Source organism: Pseudomonas sp. Os17, from assembly GCF_001547895.1.
Classification (GTDB): domain Bacteria; phylum Pseudomonadota; class Gammaproteobacteria; order Pseudomonadales; family Pseudomonadaceae; genus Aquipseudomonas.
Map to the genome: position 1 here is coordinate 627,259 of NZ_AP014627.1, position 21,879 is coordinate 649,137.

Annotated in this window: 17 protein-coding genes and 2 tRNA genes; 15 read left to right on the forward strand and 4 right to left on the reverse strand. The window is 61.4% G+C overall.

The annotated features are described in order from the left end of the window. The first annotated feature begins 48 nt into the window (after positions 1 to 48). From hflK to POS17_RS02815, 5 genes are all read left to right on the forward strand, one after another. Positions 49 to 1,227, forward strand: coding sequence for an FtsH protease activity modulator HflK (gene hflK / locus POS17_RS02795; protein WP_047283685.1), 1,179 nt, complete (start codon positions 49 to 51; stop codon positions 1,225 to 1,227). Continuing rightward, on the forward strand, positions 1,227 to 2,096 hold the full coding sequence (hflC, locus tag POS17_RS02800) for a protease modulator HflC (RefSeq protein ID WP_016965257.1): 870 nt from the start codon (positions 1,227 to 1,229) through the stop codon (positions 2,094 to 2,096). The genes hflK and hflC overlap by 1 nt, the downstream gene beginning before the upstream one ends. Before the next feature lie 292 nt (positions 2,097 to 2,388). Then, positions 2,389 to 3,576 carry an ATP phosphoribosyltransferase regulatory subunit gene (locus POS17_RS02805; RefSeq protein ID WP_016965258.1) on the forward strand — a complete coding sequence of 396 codons (1,188 nt, stop codon included), beginning with the start codon at positions 2,389 to 2,391 and terminating at the stop codon, positions 3,574 to 3,576. A 54-nt stretch (positions 3,577 to 3,630) separates the two neighbouring features. Next, positions 3,631 to 4,923, forward strand: a complete 1,293-nt coding sequence (locus POS17_RS02810; protein ID WP_047283686.1) for an adenylosuccinate synthase — start codon at positions 3,631 to 3,633, stop codon at positions 4,921 to 4,923. Positions 4,924 to 5,062: 139 nt separating this feature from the next. Continuing rightward, positions 5,063 to 6,997, forward strand: coding sequence for a methyl-accepting chemotaxis protein (locus tag POS17_RS02815; RefSeq protein WP_060837265.1), 1,935 nt, complete (start codon positions 5,063 to 5,065; stop codon positions 6,995 to 6,997). A 64-nt stretch (positions 6,998 to 7,061) separates the two neighbouring features. Here POS17_RS02815 and POS17_RS02820 read toward each other — a convergent pair whose 3' ends face one another. From POS17_RS02820 to POS17_RS02835, 4 genes are all read right to left on the reverse strand, one after another. Continuing rightward, positions 7,062 to 8,627, reverse strand: a complete 1,566-nt coding sequence (locus POS17_RS02820; RefSeq protein ID WP_060837266.1) for an ABC transporter permease — start codon at positions 8,625 to 8,627, stop codon at positions 7,062 to 7,064. Then, on the reverse strand, positions 8,627 to 9,652 hold the full coding sequence (locus POS17_RS02825) for an extracellular solute-binding protein (RefSeq protein WP_060837267.1): 1,026 nt from the start codon (positions 9,650 to 9,652) through the stop codon (positions 8,627 to 8,629). The genes POS17_RS02820 and POS17_RS02825 overlap by 1 nt, the downstream gene beginning before the upstream one ends. A 183-nt stretch (positions 9,653 to 9,835) precedes the next feature. Continuing rightward, positions 9,836 to 9,922, reverse strand: a tRNA-Leu gene (locus POS17_RS02830). Positions 9,923 to 10,087: 165 nt separating this feature from the next. Further along, positions 10,088 to 10,174: transfer RNA gene (locus POS17_RS02835), tRNA-Leu, on the reverse strand. A gap of 226 nt (positions 10,175 to 10,400) precedes the next feature. Here POS17_RS02835 and rnr point away from each other — a divergent pair. The 10 genes from rnr to POS17_RS02885 all read left to right on the forward strand — a co-directional run bounded on the left by rnr (position 10,401) and on the right by POS17_RS02885 (position 21,789). Further along, complete coding sequence (rnr, locus tag POS17_RS02840; RefSeq protein WP_060837268.1) at positions 10,401 to 13,028, forward strand: ribonuclease R; 2,628 nt, start codon at positions 10,401 to 10,403, stop codon at positions 13,026 to 13,028. Next, entirely contained in the window at positions 13,025 to 13,786 is a 762-nt protein-coding gene (gene rlmB, locus POS17_RS02845; protein ID WP_060837269.1) for a 23S rRNA (guanosine(2251)-2'-O)-methyltransferase RlmB, read from the forward strand. Before rnr ends, rlmB begins: the two co-directional genes overlap by 4 nt. 247 nt (positions 13,787 to 14,033) lie before the next feature. Further along, entirely contained in the window at positions 14,034 to 14,459 is a 426-nt protein-coding gene (gene rpsF, locus POS17_RS02850) for a 30S ribosomal protein S6 (RefSeq protein WP_011058949.1), read from the forward strand. A gap of 28 nt (positions 14,460 to 14,487) precedes the next feature. Then, the gene (gene rpsR / locus POS17_RS02855) at positions 14,488 to 14,718 is read left to right on the forward strand and encodes a 30S ribosomal protein S18 (protein WP_002551829.1); all 231 of its coding nucleotides are present in this window, start codon (positions 14,488 to 14,490) and stop codon (positions 14,716 to 14,718) included. Between the two features lie 36 nt (positions 14,719 to 14,754). Then, the gene (locus tag POS17_RS02860; RefSeq protein ID WP_060837270.1) at positions 14,755 to 15,654 is read left to right on the forward strand and encodes a hypothetical protein; all 900 of its coding nucleotides are present in this window, start codon (positions 14,755 to 14,757) and stop codon (positions 15,652 to 15,654) included. A 21-nt stretch (positions 15,655 to 15,675) separates the two neighbouring features. After that, positions 15,676 to 16,122, forward strand: coding sequence for a 50S ribosomal protein L9 (gene rplI / locus POS17_RS02865; RefSeq protein ID WP_007921484.1), 447 nt, complete (start codon positions 15,676 to 15,678; stop codon positions 16,120 to 16,122). 123 nt (positions 16,123 to 16,245) lie between these two features. Then, entirely contained in the window at positions 16,246 to 17,643 is a 1,398-nt protein-coding gene (gene dnaB / locus POS17_RS02870; protein ID WP_007921486.1) for a replicative DNA helicase, read from the forward strand. 277 nt (positions 17,644 to 17,920) lie between these two features. Further along, entirely contained in the window at positions 17,921 to 20,218 is a 2,298-nt protein-coding gene (locus POS17_RS02875; RefSeq protein WP_060837271.1) for a YgiQ family radical SAM protein, read from the forward strand. 171 nt (positions 20,219 to 20,389) lie between these two features. Then, complete coding sequence (locus POS17_RS02880) at positions 20,390 to 21,331, forward strand: NAD synthetase (protein WP_129406305.1); 942 nt, start codon at positions 20,390 to 20,392, stop codon at positions 21,329 to 21,331. Next, positions 21,328 to 21,789, forward strand: a complete 462-nt coding sequence (locus POS17_RS02885; protein ID WP_060837273.1) for a hypothetical protein — start codon at positions 21,328 to 21,330, stop codon at positions 21,787 to 21,789. The genes POS17_RS02880 and POS17_RS02885 overlap by 4 nt, the downstream gene beginning before the upstream one ends. The last annotated feature ends 90 nt before the right edge of the window (positions 21,790 to 21,879 follow it).

Consider the following 21,879-nt stretch of genomic DNA (forward strand, 5'->3'; position numbering starts at 1 on the left):
GGTCGGCGCGCCGTGGGTGCGTCTTTGCTTTATCAGATGGAGAGCGCTATGGCTTGGAATGAGCCGGGTGGCAACTCGAATAATCAGGACCCTTGGGGTGGTAAGCGCCGCAATAATGGCGATCGCAAGGGGCCACCAGATCTCGACGAGGCCTTCCGTAAGCTGCAGGAAAGCCTGAATGGGTTGTTCGGTGGTGGTAAGAAACGTGGTGATGACGGCGGTAGCTCCGGCAAGGGCGGTGGTTTCGGCTTGCTGGGTATTGGTCTTGTCGTGCTGGCGGCCGTGTGGCTGTACAGCGCGGTTTATGTAGTCGATGAGCAGGAGCAGGCCGTGGTGCTGCGCTTCGGCAAATACTACGAAACCGTCGGCCCGGGTCTGAACATCTACTTCCCGCCGATCGATCGCAAGTACATGGAAAACGTCACGCGCGAGCGTGCCTATACCAAGCAGGGGCAGATGCTCACCGAGGACGAGAACATCGTCGAAGTGCCGCTGACCGTGCAGTACAAGATCAGCAACCTGCAGGACTTCGTGCTGAACGTGGATCAGCCGGAAATCAGCCTGCAGCATGCGACTGACAGCGCCCTGCGCCATGTGGTGGGTTCAACCGCCATGGACCAGGTGCTGACTGAAGGCCGTGAATTGATGGCCAGCGAGATCAAGGAGCGTCTGCAGCGTTTCCTCGACAACTACCGCACCGGTATCACCGTGACTCAGGTGAACGTACAGAGCGCAGCTGCACCGCGTGAAGTACAGGAAGCCTTCGACGATGTGATCCGTGCCCGTGAAGATGAACAGCGCTCGCGCAACCAGGCTGAAACCTATGCCAACGGCGTAGTGCCGGAGGCTCGTGGTCAGGCTCAGCGCATCCTCGAGGACGCCAACGGTTATCGCGACGAAGTGGTTTCTCGGGCCAAGGGTGAGGCAGATCGTTTCACCAAGCTGGTTGCCGAATACCGCAAGGCTCCTGAAGTCACCCGTCAGCGCCTGTACCTGGACACCATGCAGGAAGTCTTCAGCAACACCAGCAAGGTGTTGGTGACCGGCAGCAAGGGTGGGCAGAACAACCTGCTCTACCTTCCGCTGGACAAGATGATCGACAGTGGTCGTAGCGGCGCTGCTCCGGTAACGGGCTCGGCTTCTGCGGCCAGCAATGAAGCGAACGCGCGCGCTGCGGCTGATCATATGCAGCAACAGCAGCAGACGCGTTCTAGGGAGAGTCGCTGATGAGCAATAAATCGCTGATCGCCCTGATCGTGGGTGTTGTCGTGGCGGTGGTTGCCTGGAACAGCTTCTACATCGTCGCTCAGACCGAGCGTGCGGTGTTGCTGCAGTTCGGTCGTGTGGTCCAGGCCGATGTCCAGCCTGGCCTGCATGTGAAAGTGCCCTACGTGAACCAGGTGCGTAAGTTCGACGCGCGCCTGATGACCCTGGATGCACCGACGCAGCGCTTCCTGACTCTGGAAAAGAAAGCCGTGATGGTGGATGCCTACGCCAAGTGGCGGGTCAAGGATGCCGAGCGCTTCTACACCGCCACATCCGGTCTCAAGCAGATCGCCGACGAGCGTCTTTCTCGTCGCCTGGAATCGGGCCTGCGTGACCAGTTTGGTAAGCGCACCCTGCATGAAGTGGTTTCCGGCGAGCGTGACGCTCTGATGGCGGATATCACCGCTTCGCTGAACAAGATGGCCGAGAAGGAACTGGGTATCGAAGTGGTCGATGTCCGGGTCAAGGCGATCGATCTGCCGAAGGAAGTGAACCGCAGCGTGTTCGAGCGCATGAGCACCGAGCGTGAGCGTGAGGCTCGCGAGCACCGGGCCAAGGGTAACGAGCTGGCAGAAGGCATTCGTGCCGACGCTGATCGTCAGCGGCGTGTGTTGCTGGCTGAAGCCTATCGCGAGTCTGAAGAAGTGCGCGGTGATGGCGATGCCCAGGCGGCGGCGATCTATGCCAAGGCCTACGGTCAGGATCAGGAGTTCTACGCGTTCTATCGTAGCCTGCGTGCCTACCGTGAAAGCTTCGCGAACAAATCCGACGTCATGGTCCTGGACCCAAGCAGCGACTTTTTCCACTATCTGGAAAAGTCCAAGCCTTGATCAGGCCCTGATCCGGGAACACCCCGCCGGGCGGCTAAAATGCCTCGCGGGGTGATCCTTTGGTAAAACGGGTGTATGATGCGGCAGCCGGGAAATTCCCGGCTTTTTTGCGTCTGCATCTTTGATTGGCCGTGGTTCGTTCAAGAGCCCGGTAAGATTTTTCGAGGAAAATGGTCTGTACAGCTGATTTCTGGCTGCCTGTCCGGCTGAGCTCGCGTCGGATGCGACTGTTTTCTGCTTCACTCTAAGGCTGGCCGAAGGCTTGCCGCCCGGACCATAGGGGAATGGCGTAATGGCAACGGTAGACCGCTGGCTGCTGCCAGATGGCATCGAAGAAGTATTGCCGCCGGAAGCGGCGCGCATTGAAGTAGCGCGTCGTCAGGTGTTGGATCTGTTTCAGAGCTGGGGTTACGAGTTCGTCGTTACTCCCCATATCGAATACCTGGAATCCCTGTTGACGGGCGCCGGCCAGGACCTGGATCTGCGCACCTTCAAGGTCATCGACCCGCAATCGGGCCGGCAAATGGGTTTCCGTGCCGACATCACGCCACAGGTGGCGCGTATCGACGCTCACACTCTGCGTCGCGAAGGGCCGAGCCGCCTGTGCTACGCCGGCAGCGTGCTGCATGCGCAGCCCCGAGCCTTGTCGTCCTCTCGCAGCCCGATCCAGCTGGGCGCCGAGTTGTATGGCGATGCCAGTCCAAGCAGCGACGTCGAGGTCATCAGCCTGATGCTGGCCATGCTGCAACTGGCCGATGTGCCGGATGTGCACATGGATCTGGGGCATGTGGGTATCTACCGTGGCCTGGCTCAGGCGGCCGGTCTGTCCGGTGCCGTAGAGCAACAATTGTTCGATGCCCTGCAGCGCAAGGCGATCGATGAAGTCATCAGCCTGACCCAGGGCCTGCCCGCCGATCTGGCCGACATGCTGCGCTCCCTGGTGGAGTTGTGCGGCAGTCGCGAAGTATTGAGTGATGCCCGTCGCCGCCTGGCTGGCGCACCGACTTCGGTGCTGCTGGCGCTGGATGAGTTGCTGACCATTGCCGAGCGCTTGTCGGTGCGTTTCCCTGATTTGCCGCTGTACTTCGATCTGGGCGAGCTGCGTGGTTATCACTACCACACCGGTGTGGTGTTCGCGGTGTTCGTGCCGGGCGTGGGTCAATCCATTGCCCAGGGCGGTCGTTACGATGACATCGGCGCGGACTTCGGACGTGCCCGTCCGGCGACCGGTTTCTCCACCGATTTGAAAACCCTGGTGACCCTGGGGCGTGCTGAAGTCGAGCTACCGTCCGGCGGTATCTGGATGCCTGACAGCACTGACGCGGCACTCTGGCAGACCGTCTGCCAGTTGCGCAGTGAGGGTCAGCGTGTCGTTCAGGCGTTGCCTGGACAACCTTTGGCCGCCGCCCGTGAAGCGGACTGCGACCGGCAATTGATTCAGCAGAATGGGCTTTGGCAAGTATTGCCGCTGGCTTCTTGAGTTTTCCTGCCGGCGGCTGCCGGCACCAAGTTTGCGCGAATGAGGACAAGTGTTATGGGTAAGAATGTCGTAGTCCTGGGCACCCAGTGGGGTGATGAGGGCAAAGGCAAGATCGTTGATCTGCTGACCGAACATGCCGCCGCCGTAGTGCGCTACCAAGGTGGCCACAACGCTGGCCACACCCTGGTGATCGACGGTGAGAAGACCGTGCTGCACCTGATTCCGTCCGGCGTGCTGCGCGAAGGCGTGCAGTGCCTGATCGGTAACGGCGTGGTGGTAGCACCGGACGCCTTGATGCGTGAAATCGTCAAGCTGGAAGAGAAAGGCGTGCCGGTGCGCGAGCGTCTGCGCATCAGCCCTTCCTGCCCGCTGATCCTGTCCTACCACGTAGCCCTGGACCAGGCTCGCGAGAAGGCCCGTGGCGAGCAGAAGATCGGTACCACCGGTCGCGGCATCGGCCCGGCTTACGAAGACAAGGTTGCCCGTCGTGGCCTGCGCATCGGTGATCTGTTCCACCGCGAGCGTTTCGCCGCCAAGCTGGGCGAGTTGCTGGACTACCACAACTTTGTCCTGGTCAATTACTACAAAGAGCCGGCCATCGACTTCCAGAAGACTCTGGACGAATGCATGGAGTACGCCGAGCTGCTCAAGCCGATGATGCTCGACGTCACCGCCGAGCTGCACCAACTGCGCCGCGCCGGCAAGGACATCATGTTCGAAGGTGCCCAGGGCTCGCTGCTGGACATTGACCACGGTACCTACCCGTACGTCACCAGTTCCAACACCACCGCCGGCGGCATCGCCACCGGTTCGGGCGTGGGCCCGATGTACCTGGACTACATCCTGGGCATCACCAAGGCCTACACCACTCGCGTGGGTTCGGGTCCATTCCCGACTGAACTGTTCGATGACGTCGGTGCGTTCCTGGCCAAGCGTGGTCACGAGTTCGGTGCTACTACCGGTCGTGCCCGTCGTTGCGGCTGGTTCGACGCCGTGATCCTGCGTCGCGCCATCGACGTCAACAGCATCTCGGGCCTGTGCCTGACCAAGCTGGACGTGCTGGACGGCCTGGAAACCATCAACATCTGTGTCGGCTACAAGAACCAGGATGGTGCAGTCATCGACGCGCCGACCGACGCCGACAGCTACATCGGCCTGGAGCCGGTGTACGAGCAGATGCCGGGCTGGAGCGAATCGACCCTGGGCGCCAAGACCCTGGAAGAGCTGCCTGCTGCCGCCCAGGCCTACATTAAGCGCATCGAAGAGTTGGTCGGCGCGCCGATCGACATTATTTCGACAGGTCCGGACCGCAACGAAACCATCGTTCTGCGCCATCCGTTCGCTTGATAAGTCGTTGATGTAAAAACCAAAGGGCCCTTGATGGGGCCCTTTGTCGTTTCTGCTCGCCGCGCGGCACGACCCTTGCTGTGAAATCCACTTCTAGAGTGCCATCAGAATAATGGCGTCAAAAGTAGAGGGATTTCCTGTGTCGGCCGTTCTCTCACTGTTACAAAGCCGTTTACTGCGGCCTGTGTTCGTTACCCTCGGTATCGCCCTTTTGGTGCAGGTAGTGCTCGCGGTTGCCCTGACTCGGAGCACGGTGACTGCCCTGGAGGCCGATCTGGCTTCGCGTTTGGGGGTTGATAGCCAGAAGTTGTCTGGCGAACTCGAGCAGGCAGGCAAGGAAGTCACTTCCAGCCTGGAAAGCCTGTCCAGCAGCACCCGTCAGCGTCTGACCGCGGGCCTGTCTTCCCGTCTCAAGGAAGAGCAGGTGCAACTGCGTGCGGCCCTGGAAAAGGACCTGAAGGACTCTGCCAATGACATGGCTCAGTTGCTGGCCTCCGTGGCGCCTCGTGCCATGTGGGACAGTGATGTGCCGACTTTGTCCGAGTTCGCACGACGTGCTCAGCGTAATCCCAACGTGTTGTTCGTGGTTTATGACGATGCTGCGGGTGAACACCTGACGCGTTACCTGAACCGCGAGAATCCGATCAACAAGGCCCTGCTGGAGAAGGGCAAGGGCGATCGGGCCTTGGACAAGGTGCTGGATGCGGCCAAGAACGATCCTTCGGTCTACTACCTGGAGGCATCGATCAACCCTAATGGGGTCGAGATCGGCAAGGTGCTGATGGGGGTGTCCACGGCTTCTGTGGAAGCGGATATTGCCGCCCTGGATCAGCGTTTTGGGGCATTGATCGCCAGCAGTGACCAGTTGGTCGGCGACAGTCTCAAGGGAGCCTCTGCCGACAGTTCGGCGGCCATGCGTTCACGCTTGCAGTCGGCCCAGGCCACTGCCGCGCAGATGCAGGCCAATACCACCAGCACGGTGCAAGAGGCGGCAGCGACGCTGCGCTGGCAGATCGGTGTGGGCCTGGCGCTGGTGGGGCTGGCTTTGCTGCTGTTGCTGGCGGTGGTGCTGGGGCGGCGCGTGGTGAACAAGTTGCACCTGTTGATTTCCGCCCTCAATGACTTGGCAGCAGGCGAGGGGGATCTGACCAAGCGTGTGCCGCTCAACAGCAATGATGAGATCGGCGACATGGCCTCGGCGGTGAATCGCTTTGTGGATAAGTTGCAGCCCATCGTGCGTGAGGCGGGGGATGTGGCGCAGCGTACCGGTGTCGAGATCGGCGCCATGAGCCTGCGTAATGCCGGGGCGGATGCGGCGGCCGAAGCGCAGCGCGACGAGGTGGCGGAAAGCCTGCGGGCGCTGTCGCAGATGGCTGATGAAGCCCAGGCGGAAAGCCAGGCGATGCAGGCGGCGCTGCAGCAGGTGGTGGAGATCCGTCAGGCCACTGACGAGAACACCCGTACCTCCGAGCAGGTCGGCAACCTCATCGAGGCCTTGGCCGGGCAGGTGGATACCGGGGCCAAGGTGATCGAGCGCCTGGCGCAGCAGAGCGAGCAGATCGAGGTGGTGCTGACGGTGATTCATGGCATTGCCGAACAGACCAACCTGCTGGCGCTGAATGCGGCGATCGAAGCGGCGCGCGCCGGTGAAACCGGGCGCGGGTTTGCCGTCGTGGCGGATGAGGTGCGAGCCCTGGCCAGCAAGACCCAGAGCTCCACTGGCGACATCCAGGCCCATATCGGCGCGCTGCAGCAGGGCGCGCGGGAGGCGGTGGCGGCCATTGGTCAGGCTGGGCGTCAGGCCAGCGAGGGTTTGCTGGTGCTGCGTGACAGTGCTCGCCTGCAGCAGACGGTGCAGTCTTCGGTCGAACAGGTACATGCCGCCATTGGCCTGGCCACCCAGGCCGCGGCCCATCAGGCTCAGGGCGCGCAAGCGGTGCGTGGGCGGGTGGAAACCATCCATGCCCAGGCCGAGCGGGCGGCCCAGGCGGTGGTGGAAACCACCGCCAGTGGCAAGGTGCTGGACAGTCTGGCGGCGCAGCTCAAGGCCAGTCTCGGCCAGTTCCGCGCCTGATGCTTCGCTGATAAGCCGGCTCCTGCACCGTTGCGCAGGAGTCGGCTTGTTGGCGCAACCCTTCTCAGCGACTCAAATACATCCGCGTCGTCAGCAGATAGACCGGCAGCCCCGATACCAGAATCAGCAGCGCCGCATAAGGTGCCGCCGCCGCAAACTCCACATTCGCCGTATGCGCCCAGACCTCCGTGGCCAGGGTGTTCAGCCCTGTCGGGCTGAGCAGCAGTGTCGCGGTCAGCTCTTTCATGGCGTCCAGAAACACCAGGGCAAACGCTGCGCCCAGTGCGGGGAAGATGATCGGCAGGGTCACTCGGCAGAAAGCGCTGAACGACGATGCGCCGAGGGTTCTGGCCGCCTCTTCCAGCTGTGGCGCCGCCTTGTTCAGTGCTGTGCGGATCGGCGCCTGGGCCAGCGGCAGGAACAGCAAGGCATAGGCGATCAGGAGCAGCGCCGAGGTTTGATACAGCGCTGGCACATAGTGCAGGGCGAAATACACCAGGGTCAGGGCGATCACCAGGCCTGGCAGGGCGTGCAGCAGGTAGGGCAGGCGTTCGGCCCAGAGCGCCAACGGCCCCTTGTAGCGCACCACCAACAGGCCTACTGGCACCGCCAGCATCAGGCACAGGCCGGCACCGCCCAGCGACAGCGCCAGGGAGGAAAGCAGCGCCTGGCTGATGGCGGCCACTGGAAAGGCGGCTGATGAGCCTACCGCCAGCCAGTAGGCGAGCATGCCCAGGGGGATGCCGCTGCCGATCACGGTCAGCAGCAGGCAGTAAAGTTGTCCCCCTGCGGACCAGCGCCCCAATCGCACTTGTTCGGCGTGTCGTGCCGCGCCCTGGCCGGTGCGCACATGGCGACCCTTGCCCCGAACCTGCAGTTCCAGGCCCAGCAGAATCAGGCACAGCGCCAGCAGCACGGCTGAGAGCATGGCGGCGTTGGCGTTGCTGAATTCCAGCTCGAATTGCTGGTAGATCGCCGTGGTAAAGGTTTGCAGGCCAATGATCGACAGGGCGCCGAATTCCACCAGCATGTGCAGGGCGATCAGCAGCGATCCGGCCAGCAGAGAAGGCCAGAGCAGGGGCAGGGTGATCTTAAAGAACACGCCCCAGCGATTTTGTCCCAGGGTTCGCGCCGATTCCTCGAGGGCCGGGTCGAGATTGCGCAGGGTGGCTGCCACCGGCAGGAACACCAGCGGGTACTTGGACAGGGTCATCACCAGGATCGCACCGCCCAGCCCTTCGAATCCGGAACTCAGGGACACCCAGGTAAAGCTGCTGACAAAAGCCGGCACGGCGAAGGGCAGGCACAGCACCACGCCCCAGATTCGCCGCCCCGGCAAATCGCTGCGTTCCAGCAGCCACGCCAGGGACAGGCCGATGATGGCGCAGGCGATGGTCACCCCGCACATCAGCAGCAGGGTGTTGCTTAGCAGGCGCAATACGTAGGGGCGCCATAGCAGGTGCAAGGCTTCCGCCCAGCCGGCCTGCCAGGCCTTGAGCCCGACATAGAGCAGCGGTAGCAGGCTCAGGCAGACCAGCAGCAGGACCGGCAGCAGCAACCAGATCGAAGGCCGCTTGCGCCTCGGCACGTAGGGCGTGCGTGAGGCGAGTGGCGATAGCGGTGGGTTCATCAATTCAGGCCGACGTCGCGTTCCAGGTCCAGGGCTTGCTCGGCGTTGCCCAAGTCGGCTGGGGTCACCTTGGGTGCCTGCAATTCGCTGAAGGGCTTGAGCCCGCGATTCGATTCCATGCCTTTATGCAGCGGGTATTCGGCGGTGGTCTGGGTGATCACTCGCTGACCTTCTTCGCTGGCCATGTAGGCTAGTAGTTGCTGGGCTTCTTTGGGGTGCTTGCTGGACTTGAGCACTGCGGCGCTGGAGACGGTGATCAGGCCGCCGACGTCGCCGTCGGTGAAGTAGTGCAGTTTGGAGTCCAGCTGGCCTTTTTCCCGCTGTAGGGCGAACCAGTAATAGTTGTTCACCAGGACCGTGGCGACTTCGCCGTTCTCCACGGCTTTCAGCGCCACCATGTTGTTGCTGTAGACCTTGCCGAAGGCGCGCAGCCCGGTCAGCCACTCCTCGGCAGCGTCCATGCCATGCAGCTTGATGATGGCTACGGCCTGTTCCTGGAAGGCGCCGCTGGTTGGTACGAAGCCGACCTTGCCTTGCCATTGTGGTTGGGAGAATTCCAGCACGGATTTGGGCAGGTCTTTCTCGTCGATCAGTTTCGGGTTGAAGGCCACCACCCGTACCCGTGCCGTGACACCGATCCAGGTGCCGTTGCCAGCTACGTATTCCTTGGGCAGCACGGCCAGGGTTGCCGCGTCGGTCTGTGCCAGCAGGCCCTGTTCGCCGAGTTTGTTCAGGGGCGGGGATTCTTCGGTATAGATGACGTCGGCGGGCGAGCGCTCGCCTTCCTCGACGACTTGGCTGGCCAGCTGGTTGCTGCTGCCTTTGCGCACGTTGACGTGAATTCCGGTCTTGGCCTCGAAGGCCTTGGCGACGGCGTCGCCGACTTCCTTGTGCTGGCCGTTGTACAGGGTCAGGGAAATCTTATCGGCTGCCTGGGTGAGTGGAGATGCCAGGGTCAGTCCTAGCAAAGTGATGGTCAAGCCACGCAGAAGGGATGTTGAAAGGAGGGTGTTTCTGAACATCATTCGCAGGTTTCCTCACTGTTGTGTCGCAAAAACTTGTAACAATCATAAACGATATTGTTTCTCATGTGCGCTTTGCGGCTTGTGCTGCAGGTGAGGAGGGGGGGATGGCTGGGGGCAGAAACGCAAAAACCCGCTTTCGCGGGTTTTTGTGAGACTTGAAAGCGTTGCTCTCAAGTTTTGAATTGGTGCCCAGAAGAAGACTCGAACTTCCACGACCTTGCGGTCACCAGCACCTGAAGCTGGCGTGTCTACCAATTTCACCATCTGGGCAGTATCGACGTCGTCGCCGTGTCGATGGAGCGCACTATACGGATCGTGTTTTGATCTGTAAACCCCTGTTTTGGATTTATTAAATCAAACACTTAGAATGCAAAAACCCGCTTTCGCGGGTTTTTGTTTGAGCCTTGAAACTGATCTAATCTCAAGCTCTTGAATTGGTGCCCAGAAGAAGACTCGAACTTCCACGGCCTTGCGGCCACCAGCACCTGAAGCTGGCGTGTCTACCAATTTCACCATCTGGGCAGTATCGCTGACGTCTCCGTCGTCGATGGCGCGCACTATACGGAGGCTCCTTTGAGCTGTAAACCCCCGATTTCAAAAAAGTTTGAAAAAAGTCATCGGCGGCATGCATAAGGATGTTTCTGAAGCGAAGGGGCGGATTTTTCCAGCGTTGTCTGAGCCTGAAATTTCCCGTTTCAATACGCGTATGCCAAACTAACCCGCATATAGACAAGGTGAAATTTATCTAATGGCCGATTGGCAGTCCCTCGATCCCGAGGCCGCTCGTGAAGCGGAAAAATACGAAAACCCTATTCCTAGCCGCGAACTCATCCTCCAGCACCTTGCTGACCGGGGTTCGCCTGCTAGTCGCGAGCAGCTGGTAGAAGAGTTCGGTCTGACCACAGAGGACCAACTGGAAGCCCTGCGTCGCCGCCTGCGCGCCATGGAGCGCGATGCTCAACTGATCTACACCCGCCGGGGTACTTATGCACCGGTGGATAAGCTCGACCTGATCCTGGGCCGTATCAGCGGTCATCGCGACGGTTTCGGCTTCCTGGTGCCGGATGATGGCAGTGATGACCTGTTCATGAGCCCGGCGCAAATGCGTCTGGTCTTCGATGGCGACCGCGCTCTGGCCCGGGTTTCCGGCCTGGATCGTCGTGGTCGTCGCGAAGGCGTGATCGTCGAAGTGGTGTCCCGTGCCCATGAAAGCATCGTGGGTCGTTACTTCGAAGAAGGCGGCATCGGCTTCGTGGTGGCGGATAACCCGAAGATCCAGCAGGAAGTGCTGGTTACTCCCGGTCGCAATGCCAACGCCAAGATCGGTCAGTTCGTTGAGGTGAAAATCACGCACTGGCCAACGCCGCGCTTCCAGCCGCAAGGCGACGTGATTGAAGTGGTGGGCAACTACATGGCTCCAGGCATGGAGATCGATGTCGCCCTGCGTACCTACGACATCCCTCATGTCTGGCCCGAAGCCGTGCTCAAGGAAGCCGGCAAGCTCAAGCCGGAAGTGGAAGAGAAGGACAAAGAGAAGCGCATCGACCTGCGTGACCTGCCTTTCGTCACCATCGACGGCGAAGACGCTCGCGACTTCGACGATGCGGTGTTCTGCGAAGCCAAGCCCGGCAAACTGCGCCTGTTCGGTGGCGGTTGGAAGCTGTATGTGGCGATCGCCGATGTGTCCAGCTACGTGAAGATTGGTTCGGCCCTGGACGCCGAAGCCCAAGTGCGCGGCAACTCGGTGTATTTCCCCGAGCGGGTGATCCCGATGTTGCCGGAGCAGTTGTCCAATGGCCTGTGCTCGCTGAACCCGAAAGTCGATCGCCTGGCCATGGTATGCGAGATGACCATCTCCAAGTCCGGCGAGATGACCGACTACCAGTTCTACGAAGCGGTGATCCACTCCAAGGCGCGTCTGACCTACAACAAGGTCAGCACCATGCTCGAGCAGCCGAAAACCAGCGAAGCCAAGCAGCTGCGCGGCGAGTATGGTGATGTGCTGCCCCACCTCAAGCAGCTGTATGCGCTGTACAAGGTATTGCTCGGTGCCCGCCATACCCGTGGCGCCATCGACTTCGAAACCCAGGAAACCCGGATCATTTTCGGCTCCGAGCGCAAGATCGCCGAAATTCGCCCGACCACCCGCAACGATGCCCACAAGCTGATTGAGGAGTGCATGCTGGCCGCCAACGTGGCCACTGCCGAGTTCCTCAAGAAGCATGAGATTCCGGCGTTGTACCGGGTGCACGATGGTCCGCCGCCGGAGCGCCTGGAAAAGCTGCGCGCCTTCCTTGGCGAGCTGGGCCTGTCCCTGCATAAAGGCAAGGACGGCCCGACGCCGAAGGACTACCAGGCACTGCTGGAAACCATCAAGGATCGTCCGGATTACCACCTGATCCAGACCGTGATGCTGCGTTCCCTGAGCCAGGCGGTATACAGCGCCGATAACCAGGGCCACTTCGGCCTGAATTACGAAGCCTATACCCACTTCACTTCGCCGATCCGTCGCTACCCGGACCTGCTGACCCATCGGGCCATCCGCAGTGTGATTCACTCCAAGCAAGACACGCCGCACGTGCGTCGAGCTGGAGCGATGACCATTCCCAAGGCGCGTATCTACCCGTACGACGAAGCCACCCTGGAACAGCTCGGCGAACAGTGCTCGATGAGCGAGCGCCGTGCCGACGAGGCCACTCGCGACGTAGTGAACTGGCTCAAGTGCGAGTTCATGAAGGATCGCGTCGGCGAGTCCTTCCCGGGGGTGATCACTGCGGTGACCGGTTTCGGTCTGTTCGTCGAGCTCACCGATATCTATGTCGAAGGCCTGGTGCATGTCACCGCCTTGCCGGGTGACTACTACCATTTCGATCCTGTGCATCACCGCCTGGCGGGCGAGCGCACCGGGCGCAGTTTCCGCCTGGGCGACACCGTGGAAGTGCGGGTCATGCGCGTCGATCTGGATGAGCGCAAGATCGACTTCGAGATGGCCGAAAAAACCATCAATGCCCCGATCGGCCGCAAGAAGCGCGGTGTCGTGGACGTGCCTGCAAGCAAGGCGGTAGAAGAACCGGCGCCGGCCAAGGCGGGGCGTCGCAGCTCCACCAAGGAGAAGGCGGTCGAGGCTTATCGTCCGAGCGACGCGGCGGCGAAAAACGCCGAAGTACGCAAGAGTCGTGAAATGAAACGGGCGCTGCTGGCTGAAGCCAAAAGCGGTGGTAAAGCGGCGTCTGGGGGAAAGTCCGGCAAATCGGCTCCGGCCAGAGACAGCGACCGTCCAGCCAAGCCGAGCAAACATCGTAAAGGTCCGCCCAAGGCGGGCTCTGCTTCCGGCGCGAAAAGCGGCGGGGCGCGCAAACCTAAGGCCAAGTCATGAGTCAGTTGGAAAAGATCTACGGCGTACATGCTGTAGAAGCGTTGCTGCGTCACCATCCCAAGCGGGTCAAGCAGATCTGGTTGGCTGAAGGGCGCAGTGACCCACGGGTTCAGGTACTGCTGGATCTGGCGGCACAGAACCGTGTGTCGGTCGGTCAAGCCGAGCGTCGCGAAATGGATGCCTGGGTTGAAGGCGTGCATCAGGGCGTGGTGGCGGAAGTCAGCCCGAGCCAGGTGTGGGGCGAGGCCATGCTCGACGAGCTGCTGGACCGTACCGAGGGCGCGCCGCTGTTGCTGGTGCTCGATGGCGTGACCGACCCGCACAACCTTGGTGCCTGCCTGCGCACCGCCGACGCGGCCGGTGCCCTGGCGGTGCTGGTGCCCAAGGACAAGTCGGCGACCCTGACACCAACCGTGCGCAAAGTGGCGTGCGGCGCTGCGGAAGTGATTCCGCTGGTGGCGGTGACCAACCTGGCGCGGACCCTGGAAAAGCTCCAGCAGCGCGGCCTGTGGATCGTCGGCACCGCCGGCGAGGCCGAACAGGAACTATACGATCAGGACCTGACCGGCCCCACCATCATCATCATGGGCGCCGAAGGCAAAGGCATGCGGCGCCTGACCCGCGAACACTGTGACTACCTGGTGCGCCTGCCAATGGCGGGCAGCGTCAGCAGCCTCAACGTCTCCGTGGCCACGGGCGTCTGCCTGTTCGAAGCCATGCGTCAACGTAGCGTCAAGGCTTCGACTTCGCGCAAGTAACAAATAAGCTGCAAGCGGCAAGTTACCAGCGCCAAGCGCTTTGACTTGTCGCTTGAAGCTCGTGGCTTGCAGCTGTTGTTCAAATAATCACCAATTGCCTTGCGCCGCTGTTCCCCCTTCTCTACAATTGCGCCCCTTGCCGTGACGGCAGGCGCATATGTGCCTATCTGTGGCAAGACACACCAGTGTCATTCACTCCTTGTCTGACCGCTTATAGGCGGCAGGCTACAACCCGTAAGGAGCATTCATGCGTCATTACGAAATCATCTTTTTGGTCCACCCGGATCAAAGCGAGCAAGTCGGCGGCATGGTTGAGCGTTACACCAAGCTGATCGAAGAAGACGGCGGCAAAATCCACCGTCTGGAAGACTGGGGCCGTCGTCAACTGGCCTACGCAATCAACAATGTTCACAAGGCTCACTACGTGATGCTGAACGTTGAGTGCACCGGTAAAGCCCTGGCCGAGCTGGAAGACAACTTCCGTTACAACGATGCTGTGATCCGTAACCTGGTCATCCGTCGCGAAGAAGCCATCACTGGCCAATCCGAGATGCTCAAGGCTGAAGAAAACCGCAGTGAGCGCCGTGAGCGTCGTGACCGTCCTGAGCATGCTGACAGCGCCGATGGCGATGACAGCGACAACAGCGACGCCAGCGATAACGCTGACGAGTAATCCACGGACCTTTTGAGGAGCCAATTACATGGCACGTTTCTTCCGTCGTCGTAAATTCTGCCGCTTCACCGCTGAAGACGTGAAAGAGATCGATTACAAAGATCTCAACACTCTGAAAGCCTACGTATCCGAGACCGGCAAAATCGTTCCAAGCCGCATCACCGGTACCAAAGCTCGTTATCAGCGTCAGCTGGCCACCGCTATCAAGCGCGCCCGCTTCCTGGCCCTGCTGGCCTACACCGACAGCCACGGCCGCTGAGATCGGGCAGTCGACAAGTAGTAAGGGATTGAATGCATGCGCGCCTTAGCTGAGTTCATCATGCGCGGTCGTGTGCAGGCCACTCTGGTAGTGGCTGGCTGTTCGGCATTGCCGTTGTTGTATTGGTTGAGTGCTGCCGCCGGGAGCCTAGTGCTTCTGCGGCGCGGATTGAAGGATGCCCTTGGCGTCCTTGCTCTGGGAGTGCTGCCAGGTTTGTTCTGGTGGCTGATGTTCGATGATCCACGGGCGCTTCTGGTGCTGCTGGGGTCTTCGAGTCTTGCGTTGGTTTTGCGCGCAAGCGAGTCCTGGAACCGCGTGCTGCTGGTCAGCATAGCGATAGGGTTGGTGTTTGCTGGAGTCCTGGGGGCGGCTTACCGCTCGCAGATCGAAGCGCTGGCGCAGGAATTGATAAAAGTCCTGCCGATGGCCTTTGGTGAGGTCTACCAGCAGTTACCGGTGGAAGACCAAGCTCGTCTTGCCACGCTGGTTGCACCGGTCCTGACCGGCCTGATAGCGGCCTTGTTGCAAGCCGTCAGTGTGCTGAGCCTGATTCTCGGGCGTTACTGGCAGGCTGTGTTGTATAACCCGGGCGGTTTTGGGCGCGAGTTTCGTGCCATCAGAATCCCTCTTGGGCCAGCGATGTTGCTGCTGGCGTGCATGCTGGTAGGGCCGAATTTCGGACCACAACTGGCCATGCTGACGCCGATGTGCAGTATCCCGCTGGTTTTTGCCGGGCTGGCCCTGATTCACGGGCTGGTGGCACAAGGGCAGCTGGCCAGGTTCTGGCTGGTGGGGTTGTACGTCACGCTGTTGCCGTTCATGCAACTGATCTATCCGTTGCTCGTGGTTGTGGCCATTGTCGACAGTCTGGTTGATTTTCGCGGTCGTTTGGCGCCGAAAGACGCTGATAACGGCTCTGCGAACGGTGAAGGTTAAAAGTTAAGAGGTTATTACCAAATGGAACTGATCCTGCTGGAAAAAATCGCCAACCTGGGCAACCTGGGCGATAAGGTAAACGTTAAGGCTGGTTACGGCCGTAACTACCTGCTGCCTTTCGGCAAAGCCACCGCTGCTACCGCTGCCAACCTGGCTGCGTTCGAAGCGCGTCGTGCCGAGCTGGAAAAACTGGCTGCAGAGAAGAAGGCTTCTGCCGAAACTCGCGCTGCGCAACTGGCTGAGCTGGAAGTGACCATCACTGCCACCGCCGGTGACGAAGGCAAGCTGTTCGGTTCGATCGGCACCCACGACATCGCTGATGCACTGACCGCCTCGGGCGTTGAAGTGGCAAAAAGCGAAGTTCGTCTGCCGAACGGCACCATCCGCAACGTAGGTGAATTCGACGTAGCCGTGCACCTGCACGCTGAAGTTGAAGCAACCGTACGCGTTGTCGTGGTGGCTGCTTAAGCAGTACCAAATCGTCTGGCACCTTGTGTGGCTGACGGTTAACATCGGGCACGATCCTGTTTACAGGTCGTGCCCTTTGTCTTTCTGCTGATCCTGATTTTCACCCCCGAATTCCAAGTGGCCATGAACGATATCTCCGCTCCCGAGCAATACGATCTGCAAACCGCCGCCCTGAAGGTGCCGCCGCATTCCATCGAGGCCGAACAGGCCGTGCTCGGTGGTCTGATGCTGGACAACAACGCCTGGGAACGCGTGTTGGATCAAGTGTCCGACGGCGATTTCTACCGGCATGACCACCGTTTGATCTTCCGCGCCATCGCCAAGCTGGCCGACCAGAACATGCCGATCGACGTGGTCACTCTGTCCGAGCAGTTGGACAAGGAAGGCCAGACGTCGCAGGTTGGCGGCCTGGGCTATCTGGGCGAGCTGGCGAAGAACACCCCGTCGGTGGCCAACATCAAGGCCTACGCGCAGATCGTTCGCCAGCGGGCAACCCTGCGCCAGCTGATCGGCATCAGCACCGAGATCGCCGACAGCGCCTTCAACCCCGAAGGCCGCACTGCCGAGGAGATCCTCGACGAGGCCGAGCGGCAGATCTTCCAGATCGCCGAAGCGCGGCCCAAGACCGGTGGCCCGGTGGGGGTCAACGAACTGCTGACCAAGGCCATCGATCGCATCGATACCCTGTTCAACACCGACAACGCCATCACTGGCCTGTCCACCGGCTACACCGACCTCGACGAGAAGACCAGCGGCCTGCAGCCGGCCGACTTGATCATCGTCGCCGGCCGTCCGTCCATGGGTAAGACCACCTTCGCCATGAACCTGGTGGAAAACGCGGTACTGCGCAGCGACAAGGCGGTGCTGGTGTACTCCCTGGAGATGCCAGGTGAATCGCTGATCATGCGTATGCTGTCCTCCCTGGGTCGCATCGACCAGACCAAGGTCCGTTCCGGCCAGCTGGAAGACGATGACTGGCCGCGCCTGACCTCGGCGGTCAACCTGCTCAACGACCGCAAGCTGTTCATCGACGACACCGCGGGCATCAGCCCCTCGGAAATGCGCGCGCGGACCCGGCGCCTGGTGCGCGAGCACGGCGATATCGCCCTGATCATGATCGACTACCTGCAACTGATGCAGATCCCGGGGTCCAGCGGTGACAACCGCACCAACGAAATTTCCGAGATCTCCCGGTCCCTCAAGGCCCTGGCCAAGGAATTCAACTGCCCGGTGGTGGCCCTGTCCCAGCTCAACCGCTCCCTGGAACAACGCCCCAACAAGCGCCCGGTGAACTCCGACTTGCGGGAATCCGGAGCGATCGAGCAGGACGCCGACGTGATCATGTTCGTGTACCGGGACGAGGTGTACCACCCCGAGACCGAGCACAAGGGCATTGCCGAGATCATCATCGGCAAGCAGCGGAACGGCCCGATCGGCTTTATCCGCCTGGCGTTCATTGGCAAGTACACCCGCTTCGAGAACCTCGCGCCGGGCAGTTACAACTTCGACGACGACGAATAACGGCGCACGCCATGGCGGTGGCCGTCTGTGGCGAGGGAGCTTGCTCCCGCTGGGGCGCGCAGCGGCCCCATGTCCGGTCGTCACCCAGCTTCAGATAAATTGTCAGCACCGACTCTGCGTCTGCCGCGCAGGCGAGCGGAAGCAAGCCGGTTGCGTGACATGAAAATGAATTCCGACCCTTTTGGTCGGAATTGGTTATTTTTTGTGCTATATTCCGCGCCCGCGAATTTTCCTGATAGCCATCGCGTCCCTATTCAAGCCAACACCGGTCATCGACATGCAAGCAGCCAAGCCGTTATTTGACTATCCCAAGTACTGGGCCGAATGTTTCGGGCCAGCGCCATTCCTGCCCATGAGCAGGGAGGAGATGGATCAGCTCGGCTGGGATTCCTGCGACATCATCATCGTCACCGGTGATGCCTACGTCGATCACCCTTCGTTCGGCATGGCGATCATCGGCCGCCTGCTGGAGTCCCAGGGCTTTCGCGTGGGGATCATTGCCCAGCCCAACTGGCAGTCCAAAGACGACTTCATGAAGCTCGGCGAGCCGAACCTGTTCTTCGGTGTTGCCGCCGGCAACATGGACTCGATGATCAACCGCTACACCGCCGACAAGAAAGTCCGCTCCGACGACGCCTATACCCCCGGCGGCCTGGCGGGCAAGCGCCCGGACCGCGCCAGCCTGGTGTACAGCCAGCGTTGCAAGGAAGCCTACAAGCACGTGCCGATCGTCCTCGGCGGCATCGAAGCCTCCCTGCGCCGCATCGCCCACTACGACTACTGGCAGGACCGGGTGCGCAACTCGATCCTGATCGACGCCAGCGCCGACATCCTGCTGTACGGCAACGCCGAGCGGGCCATCGTCGAAGTGGCCCAGCGCCTGTCCTATGGCCACAAGATCGAAGACATCACCGACGTGCGCGGCACCGCTTTCATCCGCCGCGACACGCCCAAGGACTGGTACGAAGTGGACTCCACCCGTATCGACCGTCCGGGCAAGATCGACAAGATCATCAACCCCTACGTCAACACCCAGGACACCGCCGCCTGCGCCATCGAGCAGGAAAAAGGCCCGGCCGAAGACCCCAACGAAGCCAAGGTCGTGCAGATCCTCGCCAGCCCGCGCATGACCCGGGACAAGACCGTGATCCGCCTGCCGTCCATGGAGAAGGTACGCAACGACCCGGTCCTGTACGCCCACGCCAACCGCGTGCTGCACCTGGAAACCAACCCGGGCAACGCCCGTGCCCTGGTGCAGAAACATGGCGAAGTGGACGTGTGGTTCAACCCGCCGCCCATTCCCATGACCACCGAGGAAATGGACTACGTGTTCGGCATGCCGTATCAGCGCATTCCGCACCCGGCCTATGGCAAGGAAAAGATCCCGGCCTACGAGATGATCCGCTTCTCGGTGAACATCATGCGTGGCTGCTTCGGCGGCTGTACCTTCTGCTCCATCACCGAGCACGAAGGGCGGATCATCCAGAACCGTTCCGAAGAGTCGATCATTCGCGAGATCGAAGAAATTCGCGACAAGGTTCCCGGCTTTACCGGGGTGATCTCCGACCTCGGCGGCCCGACCGCGAACATGTACCGCATCGCCTGCAAGAGCCCGGAGATCGAATCCGCGTGCCGCAAGCCGTCCTGCGTGTTCCCCGGCATCTGCCCGAACCTGAACACCGACCACTCGTCGCTGATCCAGCTGTACCGCAGTGCCCGCGCCCTGCCCGGGGTGAAGAAGATCCTCATCGCCTCCGGCCTGCGTTACGACCTGGCGGTGGAATCGCCGGAGTACGTCAAGGAACTGGTGACCCACCACGTCGGTGGCTACCTTAAGATCGCCCCGGAACACACCGAGGAAGGTCCGCTCAACCAGATGATGAAGCCGGGCATCGGCACCTATGACCGCTTCAAGCGCATGTTCGAGAAGTACTCCAAGGAAGCGGGCAAGGAGCAGTACCTGATTCCGTACTTCATCGCCGCCCACCCGGGCACCACCGATGAAGACATGATGAACCTGGCCCTGTGGCTCAAGGGCAACGGCTTCCGCGCCGACCAGGTGCAGGCGTTCTACCCGTCGCCGATGGCCACCGCCACCGCCATGTACCACTCGGGCAAGAACCCGCTGCGCAAGGTCACCTACAAGAGCGACGGCGTGACCATCGTCAAGAGCGAGGAGCAGCGCCGCCTGCACAAGGCGTTCCTGCGCTACCACGATCCCAAGGGCTGGCCGATGCTGCGCGAGGCCCTGCTGCGCATGGGCCGTGGCGACCTGATCGGCCCGGGCAAGCACCAGCTGATTCCGGCTCACCAGCCGGCCACCGACAGCTACCAGAGCGCGCGCCGCAAGAACTCGACGCCTGCCGGCAGCCACAAGGTGGCCAAGGAAACCAGGATCCTCACCCAGCACACCGGCCTGCCACCGCGTGGCAGCGACGGCGGCAATGCCTGGGACAAGCGCGAGCAGGCCAAGGCCGCGGCGTTCGCCCGCAACAAGCAGGCCGCCAAGGAGCGTGCCGATGCGGCCAAGGGCAAAGGCAAGAAGCCGACCCGCAAGCCGGTGGTACCGCGCTAAACCGACAAAACGCCAGCCGCCGAGCTGGCGTTTTGCTTTCAGGGCGATGGTTTTTTTTGCCCGTGGGTCCGCAACAAATCGCCAGGGCTTTGTTAAGGTTGCCGGGTTTTTATCGCCGTAATGCCGGGATGGCTTGAGGCCATCAGGCAGCGTTCAATCGCCAGACCAAGGATGAATCCCGTGACCAGCTCGTTAGCCGCCATTGGCATGGACTCCAGCCCTTCGCAGTTTCTTGCCCGCCAACGTATCGAAAGCCAGATCAACCTGCCGCGCCTGTTCGCCGCCATCGACGCCGATCCAGCGATTGTCGGCGCCGGGGTGGTGTACATCGATGCCGACTTCAACGTGGTGACCCTGCGCGAATTCAAGCCGATCTGCAGTATCACGCCCAAGCGCATCATCCTGCGGGAGGCGAAGAAGTACATCGCGCCCCAGCAGTTCGTCGATCAAGTGAAGAACAACCCAAGGGAATCCCGCCTGGCCACGGAATCGTTCAACGCCACGCTGTCCTGCACCGCCGCGGTCATCGGCTGGCTGGTGGTGTTCAGTGGCAGTATCGCCGTGCCGTTCACCGCCGGTGCCAGCGCCTGGATGGTCGGGCTGGGAGTCACCGTCGCCGCGGCGGGCACCGCCCAGTGCGCCATCGGTGGCGCCCGGGTGATCAACGAGATCCAGGATCCGGCGGCCAACGACCGCATGGACGACGCCGAGTGGTACAACACCGTGTCGCCGATCCTCGACGGCATCTCACTGGTGGGTGTCGGCGGTTCGGCGTTGACCACGGTCAAGCTGCTCAAGGCCAGCAAGGCCGCTGGCACCGGCAAAAGCTGGGTGCAGTTGCTCAAGGGCCTCAATCGCCAGGAGCGGGCCAAACTGACCAAGGAGTTGCTCAGCCTGCGCGACCCCAGCCTGACGCCCAAATTGCTCAAGTTGCAGCAACGGGCAGGGGGGCTGCCCAAGCGCTACTCGTCGGCGCAGATCAAGCACGCCACCCTGACTCAGATGAAGGATGCCCTGGGCGCCGCCCTGAGCACCGCCGGCAGCTACAGCTCCGGCAACCTCGGCACGGTGAAGACCCTGGCGGTGGGCCTCTACGAGGAGTTCGACCAGTGATAGGGGGCGGCCGGATGGGCGAGTTCCTTGCGCGTTATTTTCCGATTTTCATGCTCACGGTCCTGCTCGGCTGCTTCAGCGCTTCGCTGCTGCTGTCCCTGTGCGGAACCACCTATTGGCGTGGCATGGCTCCGGCGCAGCGCGACGACTACCTGCTGCTGGGCCTGTTGCTGCTGATTCCGCTGCTGGTGCTGAGCAACCTGCTGATCGTGCGCGGAGTGGCCTGGGCGGTGTGGCTGCTGGCCGGCTACTTTCTGGCCTGCCTGCTGCTGGTGGTGCCGATGATCCAGTACCGCCCGCACCAGGGCGTGTACCTGTTCGCCATGCTCGTGCCGCTGCTCGGCCTGCTGTTGCTCAACAGCCGACGGTACCGGGAGATGCGTGAGCGCCTGCTGGAGATCCGTCACCAGCGTCGGCGCCTGCTGGCTGCCGCCAAGCAATCGCGCAAGCACCATTGACGTTGGCCCGGCCGGCCGGTGCATTTTCGTGCAATCCGTTGCACAGGGATGCACCGGTTGCGCGATTTTGGTGCTGTACTGCCCCGAGTC

Bases quoted from the DNA above. Each gene is read 5' to 3' on its own strand.
- dnaB (WP_007921486.1), top strand. From the start codon at position 16,246: ATGAACGATATCTCCGCTCCCGAGCAATACGATCTGCAAACCGCCGCC.
- rpsR (WP_002551829.1), top strand. From the start codon at position 14,488: ATGGCACGTTTCTTCCGTCGTCGTAAATTCTGCCGCTTCACCGCTGAA.
- rpsF (WP_011058949.1), top strand. From the start codon at position 14,034: ATGCGTCATTACGAAATCATCTTTTTGGTCCACCCGGATCAAAGCGAG.
- rlmB (WP_060837269.1), top strand. From the start codon at position 13,025: ATGAGTCAGTTGGAAAAGATCTACGGCGTACATGCTGTAGAAGCGTTG.
- POS17_RS02805 (WP_016965258.1), top strand. From the start codon at position 2,389: ATGGCAACGGTAGACCGCTGGCTGCTGCCAGATGGCATCGAAGAAGTA.
- POS17_RS02875 (WP_060837271.1), top strand. From the start codon at position 17,921: ATGCAAGCAGCCAAGCCGTTATTTGACTATCCCAAGTACTGGGCCGAA.
- POS17_RS02825 (WP_060837267.1), bottom strand. From the start codon at position 9,652: ATGATGTTCAGAAACACCCTCCTTTCAACATCCCTTCTGCGTGGCTTG.
- rplI (WP_007921484.1), top strand. From the start codon at position 15,676: ATGGAACTGATCCTGCTGGAAAAAATCGCCAACCTGGGCAACCTGGGC.
- POS17_RS02820 (WP_060837266.1), bottom strand. From the start codon at position 8,627: ATGAACCCACCGCTATCGCCACTCGCCTCACGCACGCCCTACGTGCCG.
- hflK (WP_047283685.1), top strand. From the start codon at position 49: ATGGCTTGGAATGAGCCGGGTGGCAACTCGAATAATCAGGACCCTTGG.
- rnr (WP_060837268.1), top strand. From the start codon at position 10,401: ATGGCCGATTGGCAGTCCCTCGATCCCGAGGCCGCTCGTGAAGCGGAA.
- hflC (WP_016965257.1), top strand. From the start codon at position 1,227: ATGAGCAATAAATCGCTGATCGCCCTGATCGTGGGTGTTGTCGTGGCG.
- POS17_RS02880 (WP_129406305.1), top strand. From the start codon at position 20,390: ATGAATCCCGTGACCAGCTCGTTAGCCGCCATTGGCATGGACTCCAGC.
- POS17_RS02860 (WP_060837270.1), top strand. From the start codon at position 14,755: ATGCGCGCCTTAGCTGAGTTCATCATGCGCGGTCGTGTGCAGGCCACT.
- POS17_RS02810 (WP_047283686.1), top strand. From the start codon at position 3,631: ATGGGTAAGAATGTCGTAGTCCTGGGCACCCAGTGGGGTGATGAGGGC.